Source organism: Tuberibacillus calidus DSM 17572, from assembly GCF_000430685.1.
GTDB lineage: Bacteria > Bacillota > Bacilli > Bacillales > Sporolactobacillaceae > Tuberibacillus > Tuberibacillus calidus.
The window spans coordinates 144,012-169,292 of the sequence record NZ_KE387193.1; the positions used below are offsets into that span (position 1 = coordinate 144,012).

The 25,281-nt window shown below is 46.2% G+C and carries 24 protein-coding genes and 1 other annotated feature; all 24 genes read right to left on the reverse strand.

What is annotated here, in order from left to right; genetic code table 11:
- Positions 1-83: 83 nt before the first annotated feature.
- Positions 84-617 (reverse strand): bifunctional pyr operon transcriptional regulator/uracil phosphoribosyltransferase PyrR, encoded by a 534-nt coding sequence (gene pyrR / locus H532_RS0114850; protein WP_027726114.1) that lies wholly within the window; start codon positions 615-617, stop codon positions 84-86.
- Positions 618-965: 348 nt separating this feature from the next.
- A complete protein-coding gene (locus tag H532_RS0114855) occupies positions 966-1,895 on the reverse strand; it encodes an RluA family pseudouridine synthase (RefSeq protein WP_027726115.1) in 930 nt (309 codons plus the stop codon).
- Positions 1,885-2,352 (reverse strand): signal peptidase II, encoded by a 468-nt coding sequence (gene lspA, locus H532_RS0114860; RefSeq protein ID WP_027726116.1) that lies wholly within the window; start codon positions 2,350-2,352, stop codon positions 1,885-1,887. The genes H532_RS0114855 and lspA overlap by 11 nt, the downstream gene beginning before the upstream one ends.
- 255 nt (positions 2,353-2,607) lie before the next feature.
- A complete protein-coding gene (locus H532_RS0114865) occupies positions 2,608-3,291 on the reverse strand; it encodes a TraR/DksA C4-type zinc finger protein (RefSeq protein WP_027726117.1) in 684 nt (227 codons plus the stop codon).
- Between the two features lie 235 nt (positions 3,292-3,526).
- Complete coding sequence (gene ileS / locus H532_RS0114870; RefSeq protein WP_027726118.1) at positions 3,527-6,286, reverse strand: isoleucine--tRNA ligase; 2,760 nt, start codon at positions 6,284-6,286, stop codon at positions 3,527-3,529.
- Between the two features lie 46 nt (positions 6,287-6,332).
- Positions 6,333-6,557, reverse strand: a binding site (T-box leader).
- Between the two features lie 63 nt (positions 6,558-6,620).
- Entirely contained in the window at positions 6,621-7,145 is a 525-nt protein-coding gene (locus H532_RS0114880; protein WP_027726119.1) for a DivIVA domain-containing protein, read from the reverse strand.
- An 88-nt stretch (positions 7,146-7,233) separates the two neighbouring features.
- Positions 7,234-7,998 carry a YlmH family RNA-binding protein gene (locus H532_RS0114885; protein WP_425426303.1) on the reverse strand — a complete coding sequence of 255 codons (765 nt, stop codon included), beginning with the start codon at positions 7,996-7,998 and terminating at the stop codon, positions 7,234-7,236.
- Between the two features lie 5 nt (positions 7,999-8,003).
- The gene (locus tag H532_RS0114890; RefSeq protein ID WP_211231981.1) at positions 8,004-8,237 is read right to left on the reverse strand and encodes a YggT family protein; all 234 of its coding nucleotides are present in this window, start codon (positions 8,235-8,237) and stop codon (positions 8,004-8,006) included.
- A gap of 172 nt (positions 8,238-8,409) precedes the next feature.
- A complete protein-coding gene (locus tag H532_RS0114895; RefSeq protein ID WP_027726122.1) occupies positions 8,410-8,889 on the reverse strand; it encodes a cell division protein SepF in 480 nt (159 codons plus the stop codon).
- A gap of 12 nt (positions 8,890-8,901) precedes the next feature.
- The gene (locus tag H532_RS0114900; protein WP_027726123.1) at positions 8,902-9,582 is read right to left on the reverse strand and encodes a YggS family pyridoxal phosphate-dependent enzyme; all 681 of its coding nucleotides are present in this window, start codon (positions 9,580-9,582) and stop codon (positions 8,902-8,904) included.
- A gap of 1 nt (position 9,583) precedes the next feature.
- On the reverse strand, positions 9,584-10,414 hold the full coding sequence (pgeF, locus tag H532_RS0114905) for a peptidoglycan editing factor PgeF (protein ID WP_038112664.1): 831 nt from the start codon (positions 10,412-10,414) through the stop codon (positions 9,584-9,586).
- A 71-nt stretch (positions 10,415-10,485) separates the two neighbouring features.
- Complete coding sequence (locus H532_RS0114910; RefSeq protein WP_027726125.1) at positions 10,486-10,755, reverse strand: YlmC/YmxH family sporulation protein; 270 nt, start codon at positions 10,753-10,755, stop codon at positions 10,486-10,488.
- A gap of 369 nt (positions 10,756-11,124) precedes the next feature.
- A complete protein-coding gene (sigG, locus tag H532_RS0114915) occupies positions 11,125-11,904 on the reverse strand; it encodes an RNA polymerase sporulation sigma factor SigG (RefSeq protein ID WP_027726126.1) in 780 nt (259 codons plus the stop codon).
- A gap of 82 nt (positions 11,905-11,986) precedes the next feature.
- A complete protein-coding gene (sigE, locus tag H532_RS0114920; protein ID WP_027726127.1) occupies positions 11,987-12,706 on the reverse strand; it encodes an RNA polymerase sporulation sigma factor SigE in 720 nt (239 codons plus the stop codon).
- Between the two features lie 18 nt (positions 12,707-12,724).
- On the reverse strand, positions 12,725-13,639 hold the full coding sequence (spoIIGA, locus tag H532_RS0114925) for a sigma-E processing peptidase SpoIIGA (protein WP_027726128.1): 915 nt from the start codon (positions 13,637-13,639) through the stop codon (positions 12,725-12,727).
- Between the two features lie 325 nt (positions 13,640-13,964).
- Positions 13,965-15,092 (reverse strand): cell division protein FtsZ, encoded by a 1,128-nt coding sequence (gene ftsZ / locus H532_RS0114930; RefSeq protein ID WP_027726129.1) that lies wholly within the window; start codon positions 15,090-15,092, stop codon positions 13,965-13,967.
- Positions 15,093-15,127: 35 nt separating this feature from the next.
- Positions 15,128-16,414 (reverse strand): cell division protein FtsA, encoded by a 1,287-nt coding sequence (ftsA, locus tag H532_RS0114935; protein ID WP_027726130.1) that lies wholly within the window; start codon positions 16,412-16,414, stop codon positions 15,128-15,130.
- A 254-nt stretch (positions 16,415-16,668) separates the two neighbouring features.
- Complete coding sequence (locus H532_RS0114940; protein ID WP_027726131.1) at positions 16,669-17,451, reverse strand: cell division protein FtsQ/DivIB; 783 nt, start codon at positions 17,449-17,451, stop codon at positions 16,669-16,671.
- Between the two features lie 91 nt (positions 17,452-17,542).
- Positions 17,543-18,637 (reverse strand): undecaprenyldiphospho-muramoylpentapeptide beta-N-acetylglucosaminyltransferase, encoded by a 1,095-nt coding sequence (murG, locus tag H532_RS0114945; RefSeq protein WP_027726132.1) that lies wholly within the window; start codon positions 18,635-18,637, stop codon positions 17,543-17,545.
- 227 nt (positions 18,638-18,864) lie between these two features.
- Complete coding sequence (gene spoVE, locus H532_RS0114950; RefSeq protein ID WP_027726133.1) at positions 18,865-19,965, reverse strand: stage V sporulation protein E; 1,101 nt, start codon at positions 19,963-19,965, stop codon at positions 18,865-18,867.
- Between the two features lie 33 nt (positions 19,966-19,998).
- Positions 19,999-21,351, reverse strand: a complete 1,353-nt coding sequence (gene murD / locus H532_RS0114955) for a UDP-N-acetylmuramoyl-L-alanine--D-glutamate ligase (protein WP_027726134.1) — start codon at positions 21,349-21,351, stop codon at positions 19,999-20,001.
- 28 nt (positions 21,352-21,379) lie between these two features.
- Positions 21,380-22,342: a phospho-N-acetylmuramoyl-pentapeptide-transferase gene (gene mraY, locus H532_RS0114960; RefSeq protein ID WP_038112689.1), complete on the reverse strand. Its 963-nt coding sequence runs from the start codon at positions 22,340-22,342 to the stop codon at positions 21,380-21,382.
- 8 nt (positions 22,343-22,350) lie between these two features.
- A complete protein-coding gene (locus H532_RS0114965; RefSeq protein WP_027726136.1) occupies positions 22,351-23,727 on the reverse strand; it encodes a UDP-N-acetylmuramoyl-tripeptide--D-alanyl-D-alanine ligase in 1,377 nt (458 codons plus the stop codon).
- A complete protein-coding gene (locus H532_RS0114970; protein ID WP_027726137.1) occupies positions 23,711-25,192 on the reverse strand; it encodes a UDP-N-acetylmuramoyl-L-alanyl-D-glutamate--2,6-diaminopimelate ligase in 1,482 nt (493 codons plus the stop codon). Before H532_RS0114970 ends, H532_RS0114965 begins: the two co-directional genes overlap by 17 nt.
- Positions 25,193-25,281 lie beyond the last annotated feature (89 nt).

The window sequence follows — 25,281 nt, forward strand, 5'->3', positions numbered from 1 at the left end:
CGACGGGCAAATGAGCCCGCACGGAAGCAACCCCTTTGTCAGCCTCACAGGACTGCCCGTTAAAAGGGTGAAAATGCTTCTTATTAAGTTCGATGGCGAATGGCGACTTCGTCCTTGCCGTCAATTTCGGTTAATTGCACGGCAACGAGTTCCTCTTGGGATGTCGGTACGTTTTTTCCGACATAGTCCGGACGAATGGGCAATTCGCGGTGTCCTCGGTCAATGAGGACGGCCAGTTGAATGACGCTTGGCCGGCCGAGATCCATCAGCGCGTCTAAGGCGGCGCGTGCCGTCCGGCCAGTATAGAGAACATCGTCAATAAGAATCACTTTTTTATTCGTGATGTCAACCGGTATATCTGAACCTTTGAGCTTCGGCTCCTCGGTTTTTTTCACTAAATCATCTCTGTAAAGCGTAATATCCAATGTGCCGACCGGAACCGAGCGGTTTTCAAATTGTTGAATTTTCTCTGCAATGCGGTTAGCAAGATAAATCCCGCGCGTTTTAATGCCGACGATCACCACGCCTTCTACGCCTTTATTTCTTTCGATAATTTCATGGGAAATGCGCGTTAAAGCACGGCGAATCGCTTCAGCATCCAATATAATTTTATCCATGCCGATCACCTCAATGTTTTTTCACGAATTGAAAAAGCTCCCAGACCACGCTGGGAGCTTTGAATAGGCGTTAACAACGGCGAGCGGGCTGATTGCCCTACCCGCCACATATAACTCCGATTCCCTTCCCAGCCTCACAGGACTGAATTAAAAGGTCATTCACTGTTATCAACAGTATCGCACACCCCACCCGCCTTGTCAATAGGGGGTCAGTCCCCCACCATACTAAAGCGTTAAAGCGAAAAAAATTCCGGTTTTCTCGTCTCACCGTTAAAATTTGCTCAATCACCAGCATAAAACCGAATATTTTTCGTAAATTAATGTTAAAACATTCGGAAAAATACTTTATTACACTAGTGAAGTGGGGGACTGACCCCGAAGTTGGTCGAGGAGGCGGGCCATGTCTTGCGGAAGGGGGGCGGTAAAGCGCATGAATGCTTTTGTGCTTGGGTGGTAGAAGCCAAGTTCGGCGGCATGGAGTGCCTGGCCGTTGATATCAAGTGTTTTGCGCGGGCCGTATTTTGGGTCGCCAGCAACGGGATGCCCGATATAAGCCAAATGCACGCGAATTTGATGTGTCCGGCCGGTTTCAAGGCGGCAAGCGACATAGGTATACTTTTCAAAACGCTCGAGAACGGTAAAATGAGTTATCGCTTCTTTAGAATGATGCCGCGTGACAGCCATTTTTTTACGATCGTTTTCATCCCGCCCAATTGGCGCATCAATTGTTCCTTGGTCATGTTCAAAAAAGCCGTGGGCGATCGCCTTATAGATACGGTGTGTCGTTTTCGCTTTCAATTGCTCTGCTAACGCGCGATGGGCAAAATCATTTTTGGCGCAAACGAGCACACCGGAAGTATCTTTGTCAATACGATGAACAATACCAGGCCGAAGCACGCCATTGATGCCGGATAAATCCCGGCAATGCGCTAAAAGGGCGTTCACAAGCGTTCCCGTTGTATGCCCAGGTGCCGGATGGACGACCATCCCCCTTGGCTTGTTAATGACAATGACATCCTCATCTTCGTAAAGGATATCTAATGGAATGGCTTCTGGTTGAATGTCAACGGGTTCCGGTTCGGGAATGCGAATGTGGATGGCCTCCCCTTCCGACAGTTTGTAGTTCGGTTTTACCGTACGGTCATCCACCGTGATCGCACCCGTTTTGATCATCTCTTGGACATGTGTGCGGGATAAATCTGTTAGCCGGTCGGAGACATATTTGTCAATCCGCTGACCGGCATCTTCCTCATTCACGATAAGCGTTTCACTGTTCATGAGCGTTCACCTTTTTCTGATCAAACAAAGTGAAAATGACGATTAGAATGGCGCCGATCACAAGGGATGAATCGGCCACATTAAAGACGGGATAACTGTAGTTTCCCAAGAACACATGGATGAAATCAACAACGGAGCCACGGAATAATCGGTCAATAAAATTACCGAGTGTGCCGCCGATCACAAGACCAAGGGCCACTCCGAGAAAGGGCCTATGTCTGCCATATTTTTGCATATAAAAAATGACGATGGCAAGGACGACGACCGTGACTAAATAAAAAAACCACATTTGCCCTTCCAATATGCTCCAAGCCGCACCTGTATTCCGAGCGGAGGTTATGTATAAAAAATGCGGGATGATTTCGATGCTTTCACCGATATGCATTTGTTGGACGATGATCCATTTCGTCAGTTGGTCAAGGATTAAAACAATCAAGCCAATGGCATAATAAATCACAATTTCTCCCCCATTTTCATCAGACTTTTTTTATTTTAGCACAAAAAAAGTTCACGCCCCAAGTGTTATTAAAGAAATCCTGGCTCTGCCAAGCTGTTTGGGTGTAGACAGAGCCTTCGTTGTCCTTATACCGAACAGATAACAGAAAACTTTCCCACCAGGACAAACTTTTTGGGTTGATGATAGCGCAAATAGTTGCCTGTTGCTTACAGAAGTGATTTATTTACTGACTCACCCCGTATAAAAAGAGGACGGCTAATACGACTCGTCGTCCTCTGCAACATCATCTTGATTCATCCATTTGTCATATTGTATGTTTCTCATAAATTGGACATGATCGTCGCCTCGGTACCCTTCGATATCGGTGGCACCGATGGCTTCAACAAGCTCCACATACCCCATGCCATCTTCGTTGTCCATTAAAGATGCATCATCAAAAGTCATGCTGTTTTCATTAAATGATGCAACAAGATCCCATGCATTTTGTTCATTATATTCGGTTTCATCGCTGCCCGTTGCGTATTCTTCTTCCATATTCCGAATGACCTTTTCCTCAATCGGACGGTCATCGTTCATTTCTTGGTTCGGTGAATGTTCTTTTGTCGTGCGCGCCGTAGGCATGGCCTCAAGACGCGCCAAGGGAATTTTTTCACCGGTCACTTCATCCACACCATATGTGCCATTTTCAAATTTTGCTAAGGCATGGTTAATGTCTGACAGCTCTTCGTGAGCCATTTTTCTTAAGATAAAATCTTTTTCCCGCTCAAAAAGCTGTGTGCCTTCGTCCGCCGGATGATTGTCGTATTGGGACAATTCCCCCGATGCTTGACTTGAAGCATACGGGATTTCCATTCCAAATTCATTATTTAAGTCCAGTTGCCTTTCAAGCTCTTCTTTTCGCTTTAAAAGCTGTTCTTTAAGTTTTTTATACGGATCCATCTGTCTCCTCCTTTTTTTGGAGGCATGAGGTTTTAGGGCGATAGCCACCCTGTTTTATTATTTTTTATCCGAATCGACAATATTACCACACATAAGGTTTACCAGGAGCGGAAGAATTCGGTGGTAAAAGAAAAACCGAACCCCTGTTAGAGTTCGGTTTAAGAGTCATGTAGGGCGCTCTGAATGCCGACTTGTGCGCCGAGTGTTTAAAAGCCAAGCATACGGCTCACTGTCATCACGCATAATATTTTTTGACGGTATCTGCACATGACGGACAAAGTGTCGGGTAATCCGGATCTTGACCGACGTCTGTCGAAATAACCCAGCAGCGTTCGCATTTCTCACCTGGAGCGACTTCTACGACAACACCGGTTTCCCGATATTTTCGAGCATTTTCCGGCGCATCGTTTAAAGTTCCGCCAAGGGTAACTTTGGAGACGATAAAAAGTTTATCCAAGTCCGGAAGATGCTCTAACAAGGTGCGGTTTTCTTCGGTTGGATAAAGGATGACGGCCGCCTCCAATGATTTCCCAATCATTTTTTCATTTCGAGCTTCTTCCAGGGCTTTTAACACATCATCGCGAATCGCCATGATTTGGTTCCATTTTTTAACAAGGGCGTCTTGATCATCGATGGCTTCTGGTTCCGGCATATCGGTGAGTTGGACAAACTCCGCCTTTTCGCCTGGCAAGTACTTCCACGCTTCTTCCGTCGTATGCGGGATGACCGGTGACAGCATTTTTAACAGCGCTACAAGTGTTTTGTAAAGCACGGTTTGAATGGAACGGCGACGATGACTGTTTTCAGGATCGGTATATAAGGCGTCCTTAGCGATATCCAAATAAAAGGCGCTAAGTTCGACCGTGCAATAGTTATGAATCGCGTTATAAACGGTAATGAACTCGTATTCATTGTAGGCGGTTAAAACCTTTTCAATCAGTTCATTCAAACGCGCCATCATATAGCGGTCAAGTTCCGGAAGCTCTTCTGTCGCAACAAGATGTTTACCGGGATCAAAACCGTGGAGATTTCCGAGCATAAAGCGAATCGTATTTCGGATTTTCCGATACACTTCGGAGACTTGTTTTAAAATATCATCGGTTACCGGTGCATCCGCCGTATAATCAACCGAGGCGACCCAAAGGCGGATGATATCAGCGCCGAGCGTTTGGATGACCTTCAGCGGGTCGATGACGTTACCAAGCGATTTGCTCATTTTATGCCCTTCGCTGTCAATCGTAAACCCGTGCGATAAAATGCCTTTGTACGGCGCATGTCCTGTTGTTGCCACCGCCGTGATGATCGAGGAATTAAACCAACCGCGATATTGGTCGCTTCCTTCGAGATACAAATCCGCCGGGCGCTTTAATTCTTCACGCTGAGCGAGCACTGCGGCATGCGAAGAACCCGAATCAAACCAAACGTCCATGATGTCTGTTTCTTTTCGGAAAATGCCATTCGGACTGTGCGGCGACGTAAAACCTTCGGGTAATAAATCTTTTTCATCCCAATCAAACCAAATGTTTGATCCGTGCTTGGCAAAAAGATTCGCAATGTGGTCAATCGTCTCCGGCGTCAAGATCGGCGTGCCATCTTCAGCATAAAAGACCGGAATCGGCACACCCCAAACGCGCTGGCGAGAAATACACCAATCTTCACGGTCGCGAATCATGTTATGGAGGCGAACTTCACCCCACTTCGGTTTCCATTCCACTTCCTCAATGGCTTTCAGTATCTCCTCACGAAAATCTTTAATGGAGGCAAACCATTGCTCGGTAGCCCGGAAGATGACTGGTTTTTTCGTGCGCCAATCGTGCGGATACGAGTGGGTGATGAATTCAAGCTTAAGGAGTGCCCCGACTTCTTCTAATTTTTCCGTAATCGGTTTATTGGCCTTATCATAGAATAAACCTTCAAAACCTGGAGCTTCCTCCGTCATGACGCCTTTCTCATCCACTGGGCATAAAATATCCAAACCATATTTTTTGCCGACGTTAAAGTCGTCTTCCCCGTGGCCAGGCGCCGTGTGGACACATCCCGTGCCGGCATCCAGCGTGACATGATCGCCTAAGATGACCAAAGAATCGCGATCATAAAACGGGTGGCGGCAGACGACATATTCCAAATCCTGACCTTTAAATCGCTGTTCGATTTGCGGGTTGGACCAATCGAGTTTCGCTTTTAAGGGTTCAAGGAGTTCTTCAGCGACGACATATTTTTGCCCATCGACATTCACGAGAACATAAGTATATTCGGGATGAACGCAAATGCCCAAGTTGGCCGGAATGGTCCAAGGCGTTGTCGTCCAAATGACAATCTTCGCGTCTTCTGGCAATACCCCTTTTCCGTCTTTGACGTTAAAAGCGACGTAAATGGACGGCGACTTTTTGTCCTTATACTCAATTTCGGCTTCCGCAAGCGCGGATTCGGATGTTGGCGACCAGTAGACGGTCTTTTTATCCTTATAGATATAACCGCGTCTAGCCATTTCGCCGAAAACGCGGATTTGCGCCGCTTCGTATTCCGGAAGCAGCGTGATGTACGGATTTTCCCAATCCCCGCGGACGCCTAGGCGTTTAAATTGGCTGCGCTGCCGGTCGATTTGTTCGTAGGCATAGTTTTTGCAAAGTTCACGGAATTCGGCGACCGTCATTTTTTTGCGGTCGACCCCTTTTTTCGTGAGCGCCTGTTCGATCGGCAGCCCATGAGTATCCCAACCAGGTACATAAGGTGCTTGGTAGCCCATCATTGAGCGGGAGCGAACGATCATGTCTTTTAAAACTTTGTTTTCCGCATGTCCAATGTGGATGTCGCCATTCGCATAAGGCGGTCCGTCGTGTAAGACAAATTTTGGCCGGCCCTCTGTGCGTTCCAAACTTTTTTTATAGACATTGGCCGCATCCCATTCGGCCTGTAATACCGGTTCTTTATTAGGCAGATTTCCGCGCATCGGGAAATCCGTTTTCGGCATAAGCAGAGTTTCTTTAAAATCCACTGTCATTCCTCCCAAATTTTTTTACAATAAAAAAAGGCCCTCATCCTTAAGGGACGAGTAGGCCCGCGGTACCACCCTTATAGTCTGCGGAAAGAAGTCCGCAAACCACTTTGCTTTCTTAACGCAAAAGAAGGCGCCGTCACTTACTTCGCTTTTCGGTGACGGAGCTCTGAGGTGATTTTCATTATGCGAGCGCACCGGGCTCCCACCTTCCCCGATTCGCTGAACGAGCGCTTTTCTGCATAATGACTGTCCTCTTCATCGCTTTTCTTGTCATCTATTTTCTTGCATGTCAATTTTATACGGTTAGTATATGAAAATCTTGACGCATTCGTCAAGGGTTTACCTTCACGTGTCCGTGCACATGATTATCTTCATTTTCTTCAAATTCTTCTATGGACTCGCTCAGTTTGTCCCAATCATCGCTTTTTAGTAATTCCAATTGAGCTTCAATTAACATCCGGAAGCGCGTGCGATAGACTTTTGCCTCTTTCTTTAGTTCTTCGATCTCCAGCGTGATTTTTCGCGATTTGGCCAATGCTTCATTGATGATGCGATCCGCATTTTTTTCCGCTTCTTTAATAATGAGACGTGCTTCTTTCGTCGCATTTTGTTTGACTTCTTCGGCCGTTTCCTGGGCGACGAGAATCGATTTATTTAACGTTTCCTCAATTGATGAAAAATGGCTGAGGCGCTCTTCTAACTTGCGCACGTTTTCTTCAAGCTGTTTTTTTTCACGGATGACAGCTTCATAATCCTTTATAATTTGATCTAAAAAATCGTTGACTTCATCTTCATCATAACCCCGAAATCCACGCGTAAATTCTTTATTATGAATATCCAACGGTGTTAACGGCATGCTTGCACCTCCATGATTCTATGTAAAGTTGTTTAATTATTCGACAAGTCTCGTTTTGTTTCCTGCTTTTTTTTAAAAATGATTGCGTTTATTTCAAACGGCTGTAGTCGATCGAGAGATGCCCCCTTTTGGTCATCCCTTTTATAGCATCAAGGCGCGCGCGGCCAAAACCGCGAACGGATAATAGATCGCCAACCTCAAGCTCTAGGGAAGGTTTGTCCACGAGCTTCCAATTTACTCTGGCTTTTCCGGCTAAAATCACATCCTGTGCCTTTGCCCGCGAAAGATGGAAGATTTCGGATATCACCACATCTAGCCTGAGCGATGTGACAAAGCCATGTTTCTCCTCCCATTCTTCCTTCGGTTGAATGAGTTGATTAGCTTCGATTTCTCGGCATGAGACTTTCTGCCGTCCGACTTCCGTAAGATGAAGCCGCACATAATCGCGGATTTCTCTTGCGCAAACCCATTGAATGCGGCCGTCTTCGACTAAAATATCACCAAGTTTATCTCTCTTAATGCCAAGGGAAAGAAGCGCTCCAAGCAGATTCGGATGCTCGATTCGGACAAATTTCTGCGGGTAGACGAGTTCAAAAAAAGCAAGGGAAAAATCGCTTTCGTCACTGTAAGGCGGAAGAATGATGGCGCGTTTTCTCTCAGCCTGATCATACCCGCCGGAAAAAATCACGCGAACGGCTCCGGATACGCCAATGATGCTTCGAATGATGTCTTGTCTTCGCGGGTCTAAAAAATCGGTGCGGGTCGGTATAAAGCGTTCTTCTGCCCGTGTTTTCCAATCGAGCACGCGATCGACAAACGGCCGTTCTTCTTCATTAAAATGTTGATGGATCAAGACCATCACCCAAGCAATAAATATGGCAATTGATTCAAGCCGAGTCTTGCCAAATATAAAACGATAAAGGCAAGCCATGGCGAAATATCGATCATTCCGCCGATCGGCGGAATGATGCGGCGAAACGGTTCAAGATAAGGCTCACAGACTCTTGCAAATAGCTCGCCGATTGCCGACTGACGCACATTCGGTACCCAAGACATCAATATGTATATCAATAGTACCCAATAATAAATCATCAACAATTCGGACAGGATATTTGTTACCAAAAATAGGCCATTCAAAAGATTCACCTCACGGAATGGATGCAATTATCATTCATGAATGAGAAAGCTTTACGTCGTCACAAAACTTATGAACTGTTCGATGGAGCCTTCCAATATCCACTCATCTCTTCAATCCCAACGCTTTTCACAGCCTTTTTTCCATGACTTCCGAGATAACTCCATTGATATCCACATGTGCCGGCGCACATAGGAAAGTGTCAGGGCCGAGCTTTTGAATATGGCCATCCAACGCGTAGACAGCCCCACTAATAAAATCGATCATCCGGCGAGCATCGACAATGCTTGCGCGCTGCAGATTGAAGACGACCGATCGCTTGTTTCGGAGATGGTCGGCAATGGTTTGCACATCATCGAAATGACGTGGCTCAATAAGCATGACTTCGGTCTTGGCTGGCGGTTCTTTGACGGCATGTAAAGTGACGATATTCGATTCGCTTCGGCGACTTTGGCGTTCGACATAAGGTTTTCTTCCAGGCTTACCAGAAGCGCCTTGGCGACGGCGAGAACCATCCTCTTCATTTTCCCAACCGAAGGCGTCTTTTATCACTTCATCAAAATCATCGTCAAGATCGAAAAATTTTTTAAAAGTCGTTTTCAACCCCATAGCCCTTCTCCTTTATCCTTCTTTGCCAACCAGCGCCGTTCCTATACGTACAAAGGTAGCCCCTTCTTCAACCGCTATGGTATAATCCCCGGACATCCCCATTGACAATTCATGACACGGGGCATGGGCCCAACCTTTGGCCTCAACGTCACACTGTAATTCTTTAAGTTTTCGAAAAACGGATCGCAAAAGACTTTCGTCATCTGTTTGCGGTGCCATTGTCATCAGTCCAACCACTTGAATTTTGGAAAAGGTTTGGAGGGACTCGATAAACGGCACGGTTTCAGCCATGGACAATCCATGTTTCGTCGCTTCACCGGAAACATTGACTTGAACAAAACATTTGACGGATTGTTCCGCGCGCTTTTCAATCTCTTTTGCCAAGGAGAGTCGGTCGAGTGAATGAATATAATCGGCATAGGGTAGCACCATTTTCACTTTACGCGATTGTAAAGTGCCAATAAAGTGGAACGATACACCGTCTTCCTTTAAGGCTTCATATTTTTCAATGAGACCCTCTGGGCGATTTTCACCAATATGCCTTATGCCGGCAGAAACAGCTTCTTTGGCTCTTTGGGAGTTGACATATTTTGTCACCGCTATGACTTCAACTTCTGAGGCTTTTCGCCCCGCTTTAAGACAAGAGGCATTGATCTTTTCTTGAATGATGTGCAAGTTTTCTGCGACAGACATTTCAATCACCACTAAATATACCGATATAACCCATCATGCGGCCGGTCGGGGCTCCCTCTTTTCTGTGCGAATAAAAGAGATCCGTATGGCAACTTGTACAAAGGCCGGACATATGGATGGCTGCTTCAGGTAAACCGCTCCTTATCAAAATCTGTTTGTTTAATAAAGGCAAGTTCAACCGATAATGGCCTTTGGCTTTCGGCATTAATACATCCGGATGGTGTATCCCGGAAATGGCACGAACGCGCTCGGCCACCCTTTCATCGACTTCATAACAACAAGATCCGATGGTTGGGCCAATGGCGGCTTCCAAGTCAGAAGGTAACAAGCCAAAGGTTTCGGTAATCTTCTGAACCATGACAGCAGCGATTTCCCCGGTCGTGCCCTTCCAGCCAGCATGGGCGATCCCGACAACGGGTTGTGATTCACTCCAAAAAAACAAGGGGGTGCAGTCGGCAAAACATGCTGTAAGAAGTACATCCGGTGAATCGGTAAAAAGGCCGTCCATCCCCGATATGGCGCTTTCAATGTCTAAAGCGCCTTTGCCCTTATGAGCATGGGTGACGTGAGTGACAGCATGTCCATGTACTTGTTCCGCACCAATCCAATTTTCAGGGGCAAGGCCAATAAGCTCCCCCAAACGGCGGCGGTTTTGCGTCACTTTTACGGGGTCGTCACCGACATGGTAACCGAAATTCAATGACGAATACCTACCGGTGCTATACCCGCCGTTTCTTGTCGTCATGCCGGCCCGAATCGTTCCACTTTTCGTGTGAATAGGTGGAAGCGTCAAGTATTCAGGCTGGTGATTCTGAAAAATTTCTGTAGACATGGCATTCTCCTTCAGAGGAAAAGCATCTGTCTTTATCATATCATATTTTTTGCTTTGCGGGCATTAATGGTTTAAGTCTCGGGCGGTTTTTCATATCCGTTTGCGGCTTCATAGAAACGGACTAAAATGACATCCGCACCGATTCGAACAATATTTCGCCAAGGTATGATCACTTCGCTTTCTCGGCCAAAAATCCCGAGCATTTTGCCCGACCCAGGAATGATGAGATTTTCAATTTTTCCGGTTGTAATGTTGATGTCCAAATCACCAATATGCCCGAGCAACTTGCCATCTTCGACATTGACCACTTCTTTTGCTTGAAATTCCGAAATTCTCGTCAAGGGTTTCTCCTCCTTAAGTCTTCGATTGATCTTGTAACTAATATATGTCCAGTCATCTAAAAAAGACGCAAGGTGGGCGATCGTTGCGATGCTTACCTGTACCTTTTTTCATGATTAAATGAAAACAATCCTTACTTGACATGCTTGAATCCGTTCAACCTTCTTGATTCTGTCTTTGGTCAAAAAGGAAGAAAGGGATTCCGAATCAAATTCAGTTGCGTTTTATTTTTTCGTTTTAAAAGCAATAAAAGCGCCACTTAAACGTTGGCGCTTTCGTTCATGGATGAGATTGACAATCCCTCATGCACAGAAGGCGAGGAATTCGAGAACATACTGCACTTTGCCATATTTTTATGTAAACTCCTTGACTTAACTTTGGATGTTCTTATTCATTTCTTTTATAGCTGCCTTTTCCAAGCGGGATACTTGAGCTTGGGATATACCGATTTCTTCGGCCACTTCCATCTGCGTTTTACCTTGGAAAAAGCGCATCGACAGGATATTTTTCTCACGCTCATTCAATCGCGTCATCGCCTCCCGCAAGGCGATTTCTTCTATCCATTGGTTATCCTTATTCCGCTCATCGCTGATTTGATCCATGACAAAGATCGGATCCCCGCCGTCGTTATAAATCGGCTCAAATAAAGAAACGGGATCTTGGATCGCGTCTAAGGCAAAAACGACGTCTTCAACGGGGACATCTAAAACCTCAGCGATTTCGGACGGACTTGGTTCGCGGGAGTATTTCGAAATGAGTTTTTCTTTAACTTGTAAAGCTTTATACGCAATGTCTCTGAGCGATCGTGACACCCGAATGGGGTTGTTATCGCGAAGGTAGCGGCGGATTTCTCCGATGATCATCGGAACGGCATACGTGGAAAATTTCACGTTTTGGCTTAAATCAAAGTTATCGATGGATTTCATAAGACCGATGCAGCCCACCTGAAACAGATCATCGACATATTCGCCGCGGTTATTGAAACGCTGGATCACGCTTAACACAAGGCGTAAATTGCCGTTAACAAGCTTTTCTCGGGCTGACATGTCACCGTTTTGCAATTGAACGAATAGTTTGCGCATTTCTTCATTTGTCAATACGGGAAGTGTGGATGTATCGACACCACAAATTTCCACTTTATTGCGTGCCATCTCATTCCCTCCCCAAACGGAGTGTTGTTCATGTAAAGTATCTCCGGGGGAGGGAAAATTATGCACTGCTATACGCCCACGCTTATACCATTTTGTTAAATTCCTTTTGGAGACGGCGAATGATCCGTTTTTCTAACCTCGAAATATACGACTGAGAAATGCCAAGTTGGTCGGCGACATCTTTCTGTGTTTTTTCTTTTCCGCCTGATAGGCCGAAGCGTAGTTCCATAATTTCTTTTTCGCGATCATTGAGCATGAGAATGGCCCGCTTAAGAAGCGTCCGGTCGACTTGCCGTTCCATATCCCTCGTGATGATATCTTCATCCGTTCCGAGAACATCGGATAAAAGCAATTCATTACCGTCCCAATCAACATTCAGCGGCTCATCAAATGACACCTCCGCGCGCGTTTTATTATTGCGCCGTAAATACATTAAAATTTCATTCTCAATGCACCGGGAGGCATACGTCGCTAGTTTAATCTTTTTCTCTGGATTGAAGGTGTTCACGGCTTTAATTAAACCAATCGTTCCGATGCTGATTAAGTCTTCGATATTAATTTTCGTGTTTTCAAATTTACGAGCGATGTAGACGACCAATCTTAAATTCCGCTCAATGAGCGTGGAACGCGCCTCTTTGTCCCCCTGTGCTAATTTTTCCAACAGCGCCTTTTCTTCTTCCTTTGTTAACGGAGGGGGGAGGGCTTCACTTCCCCCTATGTAATAAATTTCCTTGGGTTTTAGGCCGATTTTTTCAAGCAGACGGTACCATTTTGTTTGAAGCAGAATCCAAATGCGTCTCATATTTACCCCTCCATTCAATTATGATGCCGGCAAGGCGGTACCTTGTTGGATGAGATCTGGGTGCAGGATGCAGTTAAAGTCGTCTTCCTCGGAAAGCTTCTGATTGGTAAAAGCCACGAGCACTTTCTGACACGAAAGCCGTCCTTCGGGATGTTCAATCACCACTTCATCGGGCCTGAAAGCGACGGTCAATTCGCTATGTCCGCTAACTCCCCGATATGGGAGAATGGAAACCCTCTTTACCCACGCTTCCGGGATTTGGCCGGTTGTTACGGCGGAGATTACATCCCCTGTTATTAAGGGTTCCGGTATAACCCCCAGAGCGGCTTTGTTTTCCACAAAAACAACGGGGAGTTGACGGGCGGGGTCATTGACTCCGTTTCCGGTATCAATCAATCCTTTGGCTTCAATCGTTTGATCATTAAAACGAATGGAGACAGGGAATATCCCATCGGTTTTCCATTTTCGTAGAGCGACATCCTCCATTCTTTTTCTAGAAAACCACCATAAAACCGGAAAACCGATGACAACAAGCGCCCAGCTGATCGGATCACCAAAACGCAGAGTACTGAAAGAAAGAAACGCCTCATATGATGCACTAGACTGAATGAAATAATGGATGGCAAATAGCGAGCCGCCCAGCATAAACGCGGTAAAATAAAACATAAAAAAATTCTTGATGAAAAAGGAAAAACGCCGGTAACCGAAAACGATCCAGACGATGATGGCGGAATAAACCAGCTTTCCGACCGGGTGATAAAAAACCGGAGACAGCGGTGTAAATAAAAATAAGACGATAAGAGAGCTAAACAATGTTCCAGCGGCTAAACGCCATGGCCGGACGTTCCGTTTCAGTACGATGGCTGTTAATTTTAATAACAAAAAATCAATAAAAACATTTAACAACCATACGACATCCAAGTAGACTATCAACCGCCTCACCCGCCGAATGTTGTTTGTCCTTAGTATAAACACGCGAACGGGAGAAGTCTGTCATTTTGGGGCGCGCATCAATTGTTATTTTGTAAAAATCGAAGGGGTTTTGTCGGTGGTTAGTTAGGTGAAGAAAATTGGTCTTTGAAAGGGAGAATTCTAAAAAATTTCCTCTGCCAAAATGCTAGCTCCGAAAAACCTTCTGAGCAAAGGTCAAGATCAATACTTTTTAGCTGGATTGAAAAATGATCGACATGCTTAACCGTACAAAAATAAATCACCCTTTCAAACCAAGGAGTTTGAAAGGGTGATCAATATCTTTTAATTAAGGACGGCGTCGGTTGCGATTGCGCAAGAAAGCCGGAATATCCAGCGCGTCCTCTTCATCATTTAAAGAAGGCGTGGTACGCGGCGCCTCATAATCATTGCGATATACTGGCGTTTTGTTGCTATTTACGGAGAGGTTTGGTCGTTCACGGCGGATCGGCTGTGGGCGCTCGGGAGACTCTTCGAACCCGGTCGCGATGACGGTAACGACGATTTCATCCTTTAAGTCTTCACTGATGACTGACCCGAAAATCATATTCACTTCCTGGTCAGCGGCATTCATGACGATGTCAGCCGCTTCATTTACTTCATAAAGACTCAGATTCGTACCGCCAGTGATGTTCATGATGACACCTTTTGCGCCGTCAATGGATTTTTCCAACAAAGGACTGGAAATCGCCTTTTTCGCAGCGTCAACGGCACGGTTTTCCCCACTGGCAACTCCGATCGCCATTAACGCCGAGCCACCTTCTGTCATGATTGTTTTGACATCAGCAAAATCCAAATTAATCAAACCAGGAACGGCAATTAAGTCAGAAATCCCTTGGACGCCTTGTCGCAGGACATTATCAGCTTCGCGAAAGGCTTCTAGCATCGGCGTGTTGCGGTCAACGATTTCAAGCAGACGGTCATTTGGGATGACGATCAGCGTATCGACTTTTTCTTTCAGATTGCTGATACCGGTTGCTGCTTGCATGCTCCGCTTACGCCCTTCAAAGGTGAAAGGCCGGGTGCAAACGCCGACGGTAAGCGCTCCAAGGTCTTTAGCAATTTCAGCGATGACGGGAGCCGCACCAGTGCCTGTTCCCCCACCCATCCCCGCCGTAACAAAGACCATATCTGCTCCGGCGAGCACAGCTTCGATTTGTTCACGGCTTTCTTCAGCCGCTTTTTTACCTATATCAGGATTAGCCCCGGCTCCGAGACCGCGGGTCAATTTTTCACCTAATTGCAATTTCGTTGGTGCTTTAGATAATTTTAAGGCTTGGGCGTCGGTGTTAACGCATATGAATTCCACGCCTTGAACACCGCTTTCGATCATGCGATTGATGGCGTTCGAACCACCGCCTCCGACCCCGATCACCTTTATATTTGCGAGTTGATCCATCTCCATATACTCCAACATGCTATTTCCTCCTATATAATAATTCCCTCGCAAGATTAATCGAAGAATGATTCATAGAGACTTTTCATTCTGGAAAGGACGCCGGCTTTTTGCTTTTTCGGCTCGGATTGTCCAGACCGTTTCGCGTTAAACCGCTTATGAGGCGTTTCACTACTATGCGGTGAAACGGCTTTGGCGACATCTTTTCCTTGTATTTTCACATTATGATAGGCAAATTTGATCAATCCAACGGAGACGGTATATTGTGGCTCACGAACCCCGATATAATCCGGGATCGCCACTCGTACATTGTGATCGAGTTCGTGTTGTGCTAACTCGAGAACGCCGGGCATAGCCGTCGTGCCCCCTGTCAATATGTAACCTCCGGGTAAATCATAAAAACCCATGCGCCGAATTTCTTCTTGGACCATATCTAGAATCTCTGCCATGCGCGGTTCAATGATATAGGCGAGATCCAGTTGCGTGCGAATTTCTTCGGCTGATGAACCAATTTTGGACACTTTCACCTTTTCATCAACAGACGCTAATCCGTAAAAGGCATGTCCATGTTTAATTTTTATTTTTTCGGCTTCTTCCATCGGTGTTCTTAATCCGATCGACAAGTCCTTTGTCACGTGATTACCGCCAACCGGCAGGACCGAAGTGGCCATCAAGATGCCTTGATCGAAAACGGAAATCGTCGTGGAACCACCGCCGATATCCACCAATGCGACGCCGATGTTTTTTTCGTCTTTTGATAACGCCACGGAACCGAGTGCAAGCGGTGAAAGACAAATATCCGCAATCTCGAGACCAGCCTTTTCCACGCAGCGCAATAAATTGTGGAGAATCGTCTTGGATCCGGTGATAATCGTTCCTTCCATCTCCAAACGCACACCGATCATGCCGCGCGGATCATTGATCTCCTCCAGTCCATCGACGATAAACTGGTGGGGAATGCAGTCGATGATTTCTTGTTCGGGTGGGATCGGGATGACCTGTGCTGCCTCAATAACACGCGCGATGTCTTCATCACCGATTTCCCTTGTCTCACTTGATACAGCCACGACACCGTGACAAGGTTGCAGATGAACGTGATTCCCACTCACGCCGACAATGACACTTTGAATTTTAAGACCTACCATTCTTTCAGCTTGTTCAACGGCATTCTGTATGGAACGCACGGTTTCATCAATATCGACAATCGAGCCTTTCTTTATTCCGCTTGATGGTGCCTTACCTATGCCAATGACATTGAGCGCATCTCCTGCCATTTCACCAATGATGACTTTAACTGTGGATGTACCGATGTCCAAGCTCACATAAATATCCTTGTTGTTCAATTCCCGGCACCTCCCTTGCCCTTTCGCTCATTTATATTCATGAGTCTTAAAACATCGAAATAGAGTCATAGAAAAATATTCAACATAGAGTCACGCGAATCCTTTTTTCTTTTATTATTTTTCTCATTGTTTCTCTATTATTTAAATGGATGTTCACTTCAGTTCCGTCATTGGGCACGATTTTCCATCCGCAGCTAAATACTAGTCTATACGAAGTTCATCACTGAGAAAATATGTCATTTGGTCATTTATTGTTATTTGCCACTAGTCTTTTTGTCCTTAGACTCAGAAAGCGGCCGCCAAGAAGCCCCCATCGTTAAATCGATCACGCCTCGACCCTTTTTATCTTCGGATAAAATGGTCATAATCCCCGGGTAAAGCTTCATTTTATCAGCCAAAGTTCCGATCTCTGCCAAAACTTGCTGACCACCATTCATATAAAGCACAATCAAATCTTCACCTTTCGCTTCATCGGCTGGTAAGATTTCCGATATCGTATGTACTAAGGCCGGCGGCATCCGGGTTAGCTGCTTCGCTAAACTTTCGAGGGCCGCACCTTCTTTAAATCCGTGTATAATCGGCGCATCCGTTGGTAAAATTTGTTCGGGATCCTGCTTGACAATCGCCCCATTTTCCAAAATAGGAATATAAACATCCCCATTTTTAAGATAGGCGATGCGGCGGTATTCCGTAATTCGGATATCAACGGTTGCCGGAAACTGTTTTCGAACGTCAGCCTCTTTGACCATGATTAATTTTTTTATATCCGCTTCCGCCTTTGCCGCGTTAACATCCCAAATTTTACTTTTTTCGGAGAGGTGGGCAGCTTTTTTCACCGCATCCGCCGAAATATGGTGATTGCCCTTAACGACGAGATGGCGGACATTGCTTATGGGAGAAACGAGGTAAACCAACACAGCGATAAGCAGAAAAAAAATCGTGGAATAAATGATGAGTCGGCGGTTGGCCTTTTGGCGGCGTCGTTCCTTTAATTTCGGTATCCGATCATCAAGGTGAATCACTTTTTTATCGGTCATAATTACCCCGTCCAAAAATCGTCAACATGTATATAGACTATTATAACATTTATTTCGGATCGCTTCTTGCATTTCTTGATCCATTTTTCCCCTAACTGTTCATAACGGTTTGAACAACCTGGTAAAGCCGCTCTGCCGCATCTGGGATGCCAACTTTACGCGCAGCGGTTTTCATTGCGGTTAATCGCTCTTCGTCTGTCAATATACGGCCTATCTCGCTTAAAAGGCGCTCGCCGCTTAATTCCTGTTCCGTGATTACTAACGCTGCCCCGCTCTTCTCGAGAGCTCTTGCGTTTTTCTCTTGATGATTATTCGTCACATAAGGGCTTGGAATGAGAATGCTTGGTAACCCGAGTGCTGTTAACTCGGCGATCGTTGTTGCTCCTGCTCTTGAGACAACAAGATCTGTCACCGCCAAAACGTCAGCCATATTGTGTAAAAACGGTTTAATGATGACGTTCGGCGCAAGACCGATTCTTTTTGCTTCTTCTATCACTTTATCATAATGAACATCACCGGTCACATATAAAATTTGGTAAGCTTTATCCTTTATTTTTCCGAGAAGTGCAAGGACTGCATCGTTAATCGGCCTTGCCCCGCGGCTACCACCAAAAATTAAGACAGTCTTTTTGCCTGGGACAAGCCCTGTGGCGTCATAGGCTTTTTTTCGGTCACCGTTCAAAATTTCAGATGCTCGCGGATTACCGGTGACAACGGTTTTTTCTTGCGGAAAATATGCCGCCGCTTCCTTCATCGATACAGCTATTTTATCGACATATTTACTTAAAAATTTATTCGTTAATCCCGGAACGCTATTTTGCTCATGGATGACAGTTGGCACACCGCTTTTGGCCGCTGCATAAAGAACAGGGCCGCAAACATATCCCCCGGTGCCAATCACCACATCGGGATTAAATTTATGAATAAGCCGCTTGGCTTTCGCCTGAGCGCGAATAAAGTTGATCACCGTCTTCACGTTTTCCAATGAAAGTTTTCGTTTAAACCCGGTAATGGCAAGCGATGTAAACGGGATATTATCGCGAATGACTAACTTTTGTTCGAGTCCATTACGCGCACCGATGTATAAAAACGATGCGTCGGGGTGGTGTTTTTGAATCTCGTGAATAAGTGCCAATGCGGGGTAAATATGACCGCCGGTACCCCCGCCTGAAACAATGATATTCATGTTCATCCTCCAAATTCTTAAGTCATGTCCTATATGTACATTCGTACGTACTAACTTTTTATTGTCTCAGATATCATCAAAATAGAAAAAACTTGGCTCTGTCGAGTCTTAAAGGCGATGGCAGAGCTATGCCCTAATGCTCGCCCAAAAAAATTATATACTTTTCTTACCAGAATAAACAAACCCTGTCCATCAACAGGGTTTGTCACATTAATATTACATATGTATTACAGCTTTGAAAAACGACTAATATTTAATAAAACACCGATCGAGACAAGAATGAGTGTGAGCGATGACCCGCCATAACTTAAAAACGGCAACGTAATCCCCGTCACAGGCATCAATCCAGTGACGACCGCGATATTGATCATCACTTGAATGGCGATCATGCCGATGATCCCCACGGCGAGCAGGCTTCCAAAAAGATCGGGAGCACCCATCGCAATGCGGATGCCGCGCCATAAAAGCAAACAGAACAAAAGCAGAACGAAAACGGCGCCGATAAAACCTAACTCTTCCGAAACGATCGAAAAAATAAAATCTGTCTGCGGTTCAGGCAAGTATTGGAATTTTTGCCGACTTTGCCCGAGCCCGAACCCTAGGAGGCCGCCCGGGCCAATCGCATAAAGCGACTGGATGATTTGAAAGCCGCTTCCGAGTGGATCCTGCCATGGATCCATAAAAGAAGTAATGCGTTGAATGCGGTACGGCGCCGATATAATTAAACCTGCAAAACCGATAAGACCCATGATCCCTATAAAAACGAAATGTTTGATTCGGCCGCCGGCAACAAAAATCATCATCATACACGTGACCACGAGCACCGTTCCGGTTCCCAGATCCGGCTGTAGCATTATCAATCCAAAAGCGAGAAAAACGATGCTTAAGGTGGGAACCAACCCTTTTTTTATGGTCGTCACATACTTCTGGTTTTCAGATAAATATTTTGCGAGAAAGATGATCAAACCCATCTTCATAAACTCAGAAGGTTGTATGGAAAAAGCACCGACGCCGAGCCAGCTACTCGCGCCACCTCGGACGCGCCCCACTCCGGGGATGAGAACAAGAATCAGCAATATAAAACAAGCGAGAAGCAAAACTTTCGACCACGACCGCCATGTCCAATAGTGGATATTCATCACGATAAACATCGCACCGATGCCAAGGCCGGCAAACAACAACTGCCGTTTGGCAAAATAGAAGGCATCATCAAATTTATATGACGCCCACACGGCGCTAGCACTATAAACCATAATCAGTCCGATGGACAAAAGCGTCAAAGTGACCGCAATCAGGAGAAAATCCGGTGCCGCTTTCGAATTCGGCATTTCGTACACCTCTTTACTGTAGAAATAGCCTGTCTACTTTAGCGTATGCACGGATTTTATAAACATGTCTCCTCGTTCTTCAAAGGAACGGTATTGATCCCAACTCGCACACGCCGGTGATAAGAGAATGATATCACCCGGATCGGACAGTTCAAAGGCGCATGGGACCGCCTCCGTTACATTATTGACAAATCGGATGGTTTTCACACCCGCTTCCTTTGCGGCCATGGCGATTTTTTCCTTCGTCTCGCCAAAGGCGATCAATGCTTTCACGCGGCGAAGATAAGGGACGAGCGCATCAAAGCTGTTTCCTCGATCCAATCCACCGGCAAGAAGAATGACGGGTTCCTTGAAAGCTTCAAGCGCTTTTGTCGTCGCCAGAATATTTGTCGCCTTTGAATCGTTATAAAACTTGCGCCCTGCAATCGTCTCAATAAATTGCAAGCGATGCCGAACCCCAGTAAAGGTGCGGAGCACGTTTTGAATAAATGGCGTAACCACCCCCAGGGTCTTAGCAACGGCGAGCGCCGCTAAGGCATTGGCGACATTATGAAGAACCGGCGGCATCGCCAGCTCCTCCCGCTTCAAGATGGGCTCATCTTTATAAAACAGCGTATCGCCCAATAAATAAGCGCCATCGACTTTTTCTTTAATCGAAAATGGCACTTTCTTTGCTTTCGTCGAACGAATAAAATGGATGACTCTTTCATCATCGGCATTGTAGACAAGATAGTCATCAGCCGTTTGATTCATCGTGATGCGCGCTTTCGCCTCGCCGTAGGCTTCCAACGTACCGTGATAATCCAAATGGGCTTCGAATATATTCAAAAACGCCGCCACCTTTGGGTGAAAGCGTTCCGTGCCTAATAATTGAAAGCTCGACAATTCGCTGACGATGATGTCATTCTCCCCAGCCTCTTGAACCACTTCGCAAAGGGCGGTTCCGATGTTTCCGGCAACAATGGGGGTTTTCTGTGAACCTTTGAGCATTTCTCCAGTTAGCATCGTTGTGGTTGTCTTCCCATTCGAGCCGGTAATGCCAACGAATGGACTTTCAGAAAGGCGGTAGGCAAGTTCCACCTCCGTCCATATCGGTATGCCGTAAGCGATCGCCTTTTGGACTAAAGGATTGGTATACGGTATACCGGGGTTTTTAATCATTAGATCCGTCGCATCTGTAATGATGTCATCCGGATGGCCGCCGCCATACACTTCAGCCCCGAGCGCTTCGAGTTCTTGCGCCTCTTTGGAATGATCAAGCGGCATCCGATCGTTGACCGTTACGGATGCCCCTAAGCGAAGCAGCGTCTTGGCAGCCGCATAACCACTTTTCGCCAAGCCCAGGACGACCACTTGTTTGTTTTGAAAAAGATCCGTTTGCTTCATCATTGACTCCCCGATTCTTTTCAGTCACTTACAGCCAAATTTTAACATAAATGCCAAGTGCGGCAAAAAGCAGTCCAACAAGCCAAAAGGTCGAAACGATTCGCCATTCATTCCAGCCGGATAAAACATAATGGTTGTGAAGCGGGCTCATTTTAAAGAAGCGTTTGCCCCCAGTTGCTTTAAAATAAGCGACTTGAATGATGACGGAAAGCGTTTCGATGACAAAGACACCGCCGATAATGATGAGAATGATTTCCGATTTCGTTAACATGGCGACACCAGAAAGCAAGCCACCAAGTGCCAGTGACCCTGTATCGCCCATAAATACCTTAGCCGGGTGGGCGTTAAACACAAGAAAACCGAGCAGCGCGCCGCAGACAGAAGCGGCGACGATCGCGACATCCATATACAGTTCGTGATAACTGATGATAGCAAAAGCAGCAAAGCTAATGGCCGCCGTACCAGAAAGGAGACCATCTAAACCGTCCGTTAGATTGGTGCCGTTTGATGTCGCAAGCATCATCAACACCGCCAATAGGAAATAGCCCCAATATAAATCAATTGAGAGACCCGTTCCCGGAAGTTCGACGGCCGTAGAAAAATCGAATTGCAGAAGCAGGATATAAAAAATCAAAGCGACGACAATCTGCCCTAGCAGTTTCTGCTTAGATGTCAAACCAAGATTGCGTTTCATAACAATTTTGATAAAATCATCCAAAAAGCCGATCAACCCATAACCTAGCGTGACGAACAAAAGTAACCAAACTTTATGCGTTAATAAGCCATATTTTGATGCCGTATACAACGCACCGACAATCAAGCCGAAGATGATGATAACCCCGCCCATTGTAGGTGTACCCGCTTTTTTTTGGTGGCTTTTCGGGCCTTCTTCGCGGATGTATTGACCAAATTTCAATGTTCTAAGAAGCGGTATAAAAATCGGTGCAAAGACGACGGCCACGAGAAAACTTACGATGATGGCCACAATCATTACCGTTGTCAAGAATGATTTCCCCCTTTAAGTGATGCGACCAGCGTTTCAAGTTCAGCTCGCCGGGACGCCTTAAATAACATAACCGTATCGGATGTGGCCAAAGCCTGTAAATATGGAAGGGCTTCTTCTTTTGTTTTAAAACTGCGTATATCCGTAGCCAAAGATTTTTTCCGTGCCGCTTCAGCAATCCATACCCCTTTGTCGCCGATAGTCACTAAATGGGTAATGTGGTCGGTGATATGGTCTGCGACTTGTTCGTGCATCGCTTTCTCCTCATGACCCAGCTCATACATATCCCCTAGAACGGCGACTTTTCTTTTATAACGGGTAAGTGCTGACAGCGTTTCAAGCGCTGCTTTCATAGATGTCGGGCTGGCATTGTAAGCATCATTGATCAAAAGCGTTCCCGCCGGTCCTCGATCCGCCTCCAACCGCATGCCTGTAATTTTCAATGTTGTCAAGGCGGTGCGAATAGCCTCTTGCGCCATCCCTAACCTGCGGGCCACGACAAAAGCATAAGCGGCATTTTTTACATTGTGCCGACCCATGATGGGAATATGAAGCGCCTCTCCATTTATCTTAAATGCCGTCCCGTTCTCATTAACTTGAACATCGGAGATGACCCAATCATTTCTAGCACCAAAACCGCAACGACTGACGCGAGCATCTTTTTGTTTCAGTGTGACATCACGAAGGAGGGCTTCATCGCCGTCAACAATGAGCCAACCGTCATCCTTCAAACCTTCTGTAATCTCTAATTTCGCTTTGGCGATGCCCTCACGGCTACCAAGAAATTCGATATGGGATTCACCAATATTTGTGATGATGGCAATATCAGGCTCTGCGATGGTGCTGAGCACTTGAATTTCTCCAAAATGATTCATGCCCATCTCAACGACTATCACTTCGCAATCGTCATTGAGCGCACATAAGGTTAACGGTAAGCCGATATGATTGTTCAGATTGCCTACATTTTTTTGCGTTTTAAAAGACGTTGCTAAGACGCTTGCAATCATATCCTTCGTTGTGGTTTTGCCGTTGCTGCCCGTGACGGCCACGACAGTCGGGTCAACTTCACGGCGCCTCTCTGAAGCGATTTGCTGAAGGGCCTTTGTTGTATCCGCTACGAAAAACAACGGAAAGTCATGGGCAAGCTGTGCCGGAACTGGGCGGTCTTTTTGCCAAAGCGCACAGACCGCACCGTTTTTGATGGCTTCTTCTAGAAAATCGTGGCCGTCAAAGCGCTCACCCACAATGGGAATAAACAAGCCATTTGGTGTGTGCTTTCGGCTATCGATAAAAACGGAAAGCGGTCGTAAATGATGATAATCTCCTCTCTCGGAGAGGGCGACCTTTTTTAAAATGTCAATGCGAATTCCCATTATTGAAGCGCTCCTTTATTGCTTCCTTAGCGACGAGGCGATCATCGAAATCGATCACTTTCTGACCGATGATCTGGTACGTTTCATGGCCTTTTCCAGCAATCAATACAATGTCACCGGCCTCGGCCAAATGAACCGCTTCCGTGATCGCTTCCCGGCGGTCGGAAATTTTGCGATAAGACCTTTCCGGAACGCCCTTTTCCATGTCACGTAATATGGCTTCCGGATCTTCCGTCCGCGGATTATCAGATGTGAAAATGGCGATATCGCTGTGATCAACCGCCACTTTTGCCATAATGGGTCGCTTTGTCCGATCGCGGTCCCCACCGCAGCCGACAACGGTAATCACCCGTTTCCGGGCGAATTCGCGTATGGCTTGCAATGCATTCGCGAGACTGTCCGGCGTATGGGAGTAATCGACGATAACGGTAAAAGGCTGAGGACCATCCACTGTTTCAAAACGGCCACTTATGCCTTCGACTTTTTCCAACGCCGTTTTAATTTGAGTTAACGATATCCCATTGAGGGTGCAGGCGCAAGCTGCGGCTAACGCATTATAGACGTTAAACTTCCCAACGAGTTTAACGCTAATCGCCACATCTCCAGCTGGCGTGACCATGTCAAAGCGCGTCCCAGAAGGTGTCATACGGATATTTTTCGCCATAAAATCCGCCTCTTGATCGATCCCGTATGTCCAAACCGGTACAGCTGTGGCCGCTTTAAGGGTTTCCGAAGCCGGGTCGTCATTGTTAAGGACGGAAGCCTTTAAACACCCCGTATCATATGTATTGCCCAATTGTGAAAAAAGAAGACTTTTCGCATGGAGATAGGCCTCCATGGTTTTATGATAATCGAGGTGATCTTGGGATAAATTCGTAAAGACGGCAATGTTGAAATCACAGCCGCGCACTCGTCCTTGAACTAAGGAGTGGCTAGAGACTTCCATCACGGCTGATTTGATGTCATGGTCGACCATCTCGCGGAAGGCGCGGTGAAGAACGGGCGCTTCGGGTGTCGTATTGCCTAGATCAACGGTTTTATCCCGATATTTTATACCTAATGTCCCAATGAGGCCTGTGGGAACATTCGCCTCATCTTGAATGGCTTTAATTAAGTGGGTCACCGTTGTTTTTCCATTCGTTCCAGTGACACCGATGACAGAGAGGTCACGGCTCGGATGACCGTAAAGCCGGTCGGCAAGAATAGCCATCGTGCGCCGGACATCCTTGACGATGATCATCGGAACATCAATCGAAAGCTCCCGTTCAGCGAGCAAAGCTTTTGCCCCTCGAGCGACGGCTTCCGCGGCATAGTCATGACCGTCAAAACGCTCCCCTTTGACACAGGCAAACAGACTGCCAGGGCTCACCTTTCGCGAATCCATCTCAATCGTCGTAATGTCCGGGTCTCCCTCACGGACCTGTTTATATAAGATGCCTGATTCGAGGAGACGACTAAGTTTCATACATCGAGCAACTCCTTTGGGCGTAACACCTAAATTCCATTATACACATCAATAGAGGGTCCCATAAGGACCGTCTTTGGAACCGATTG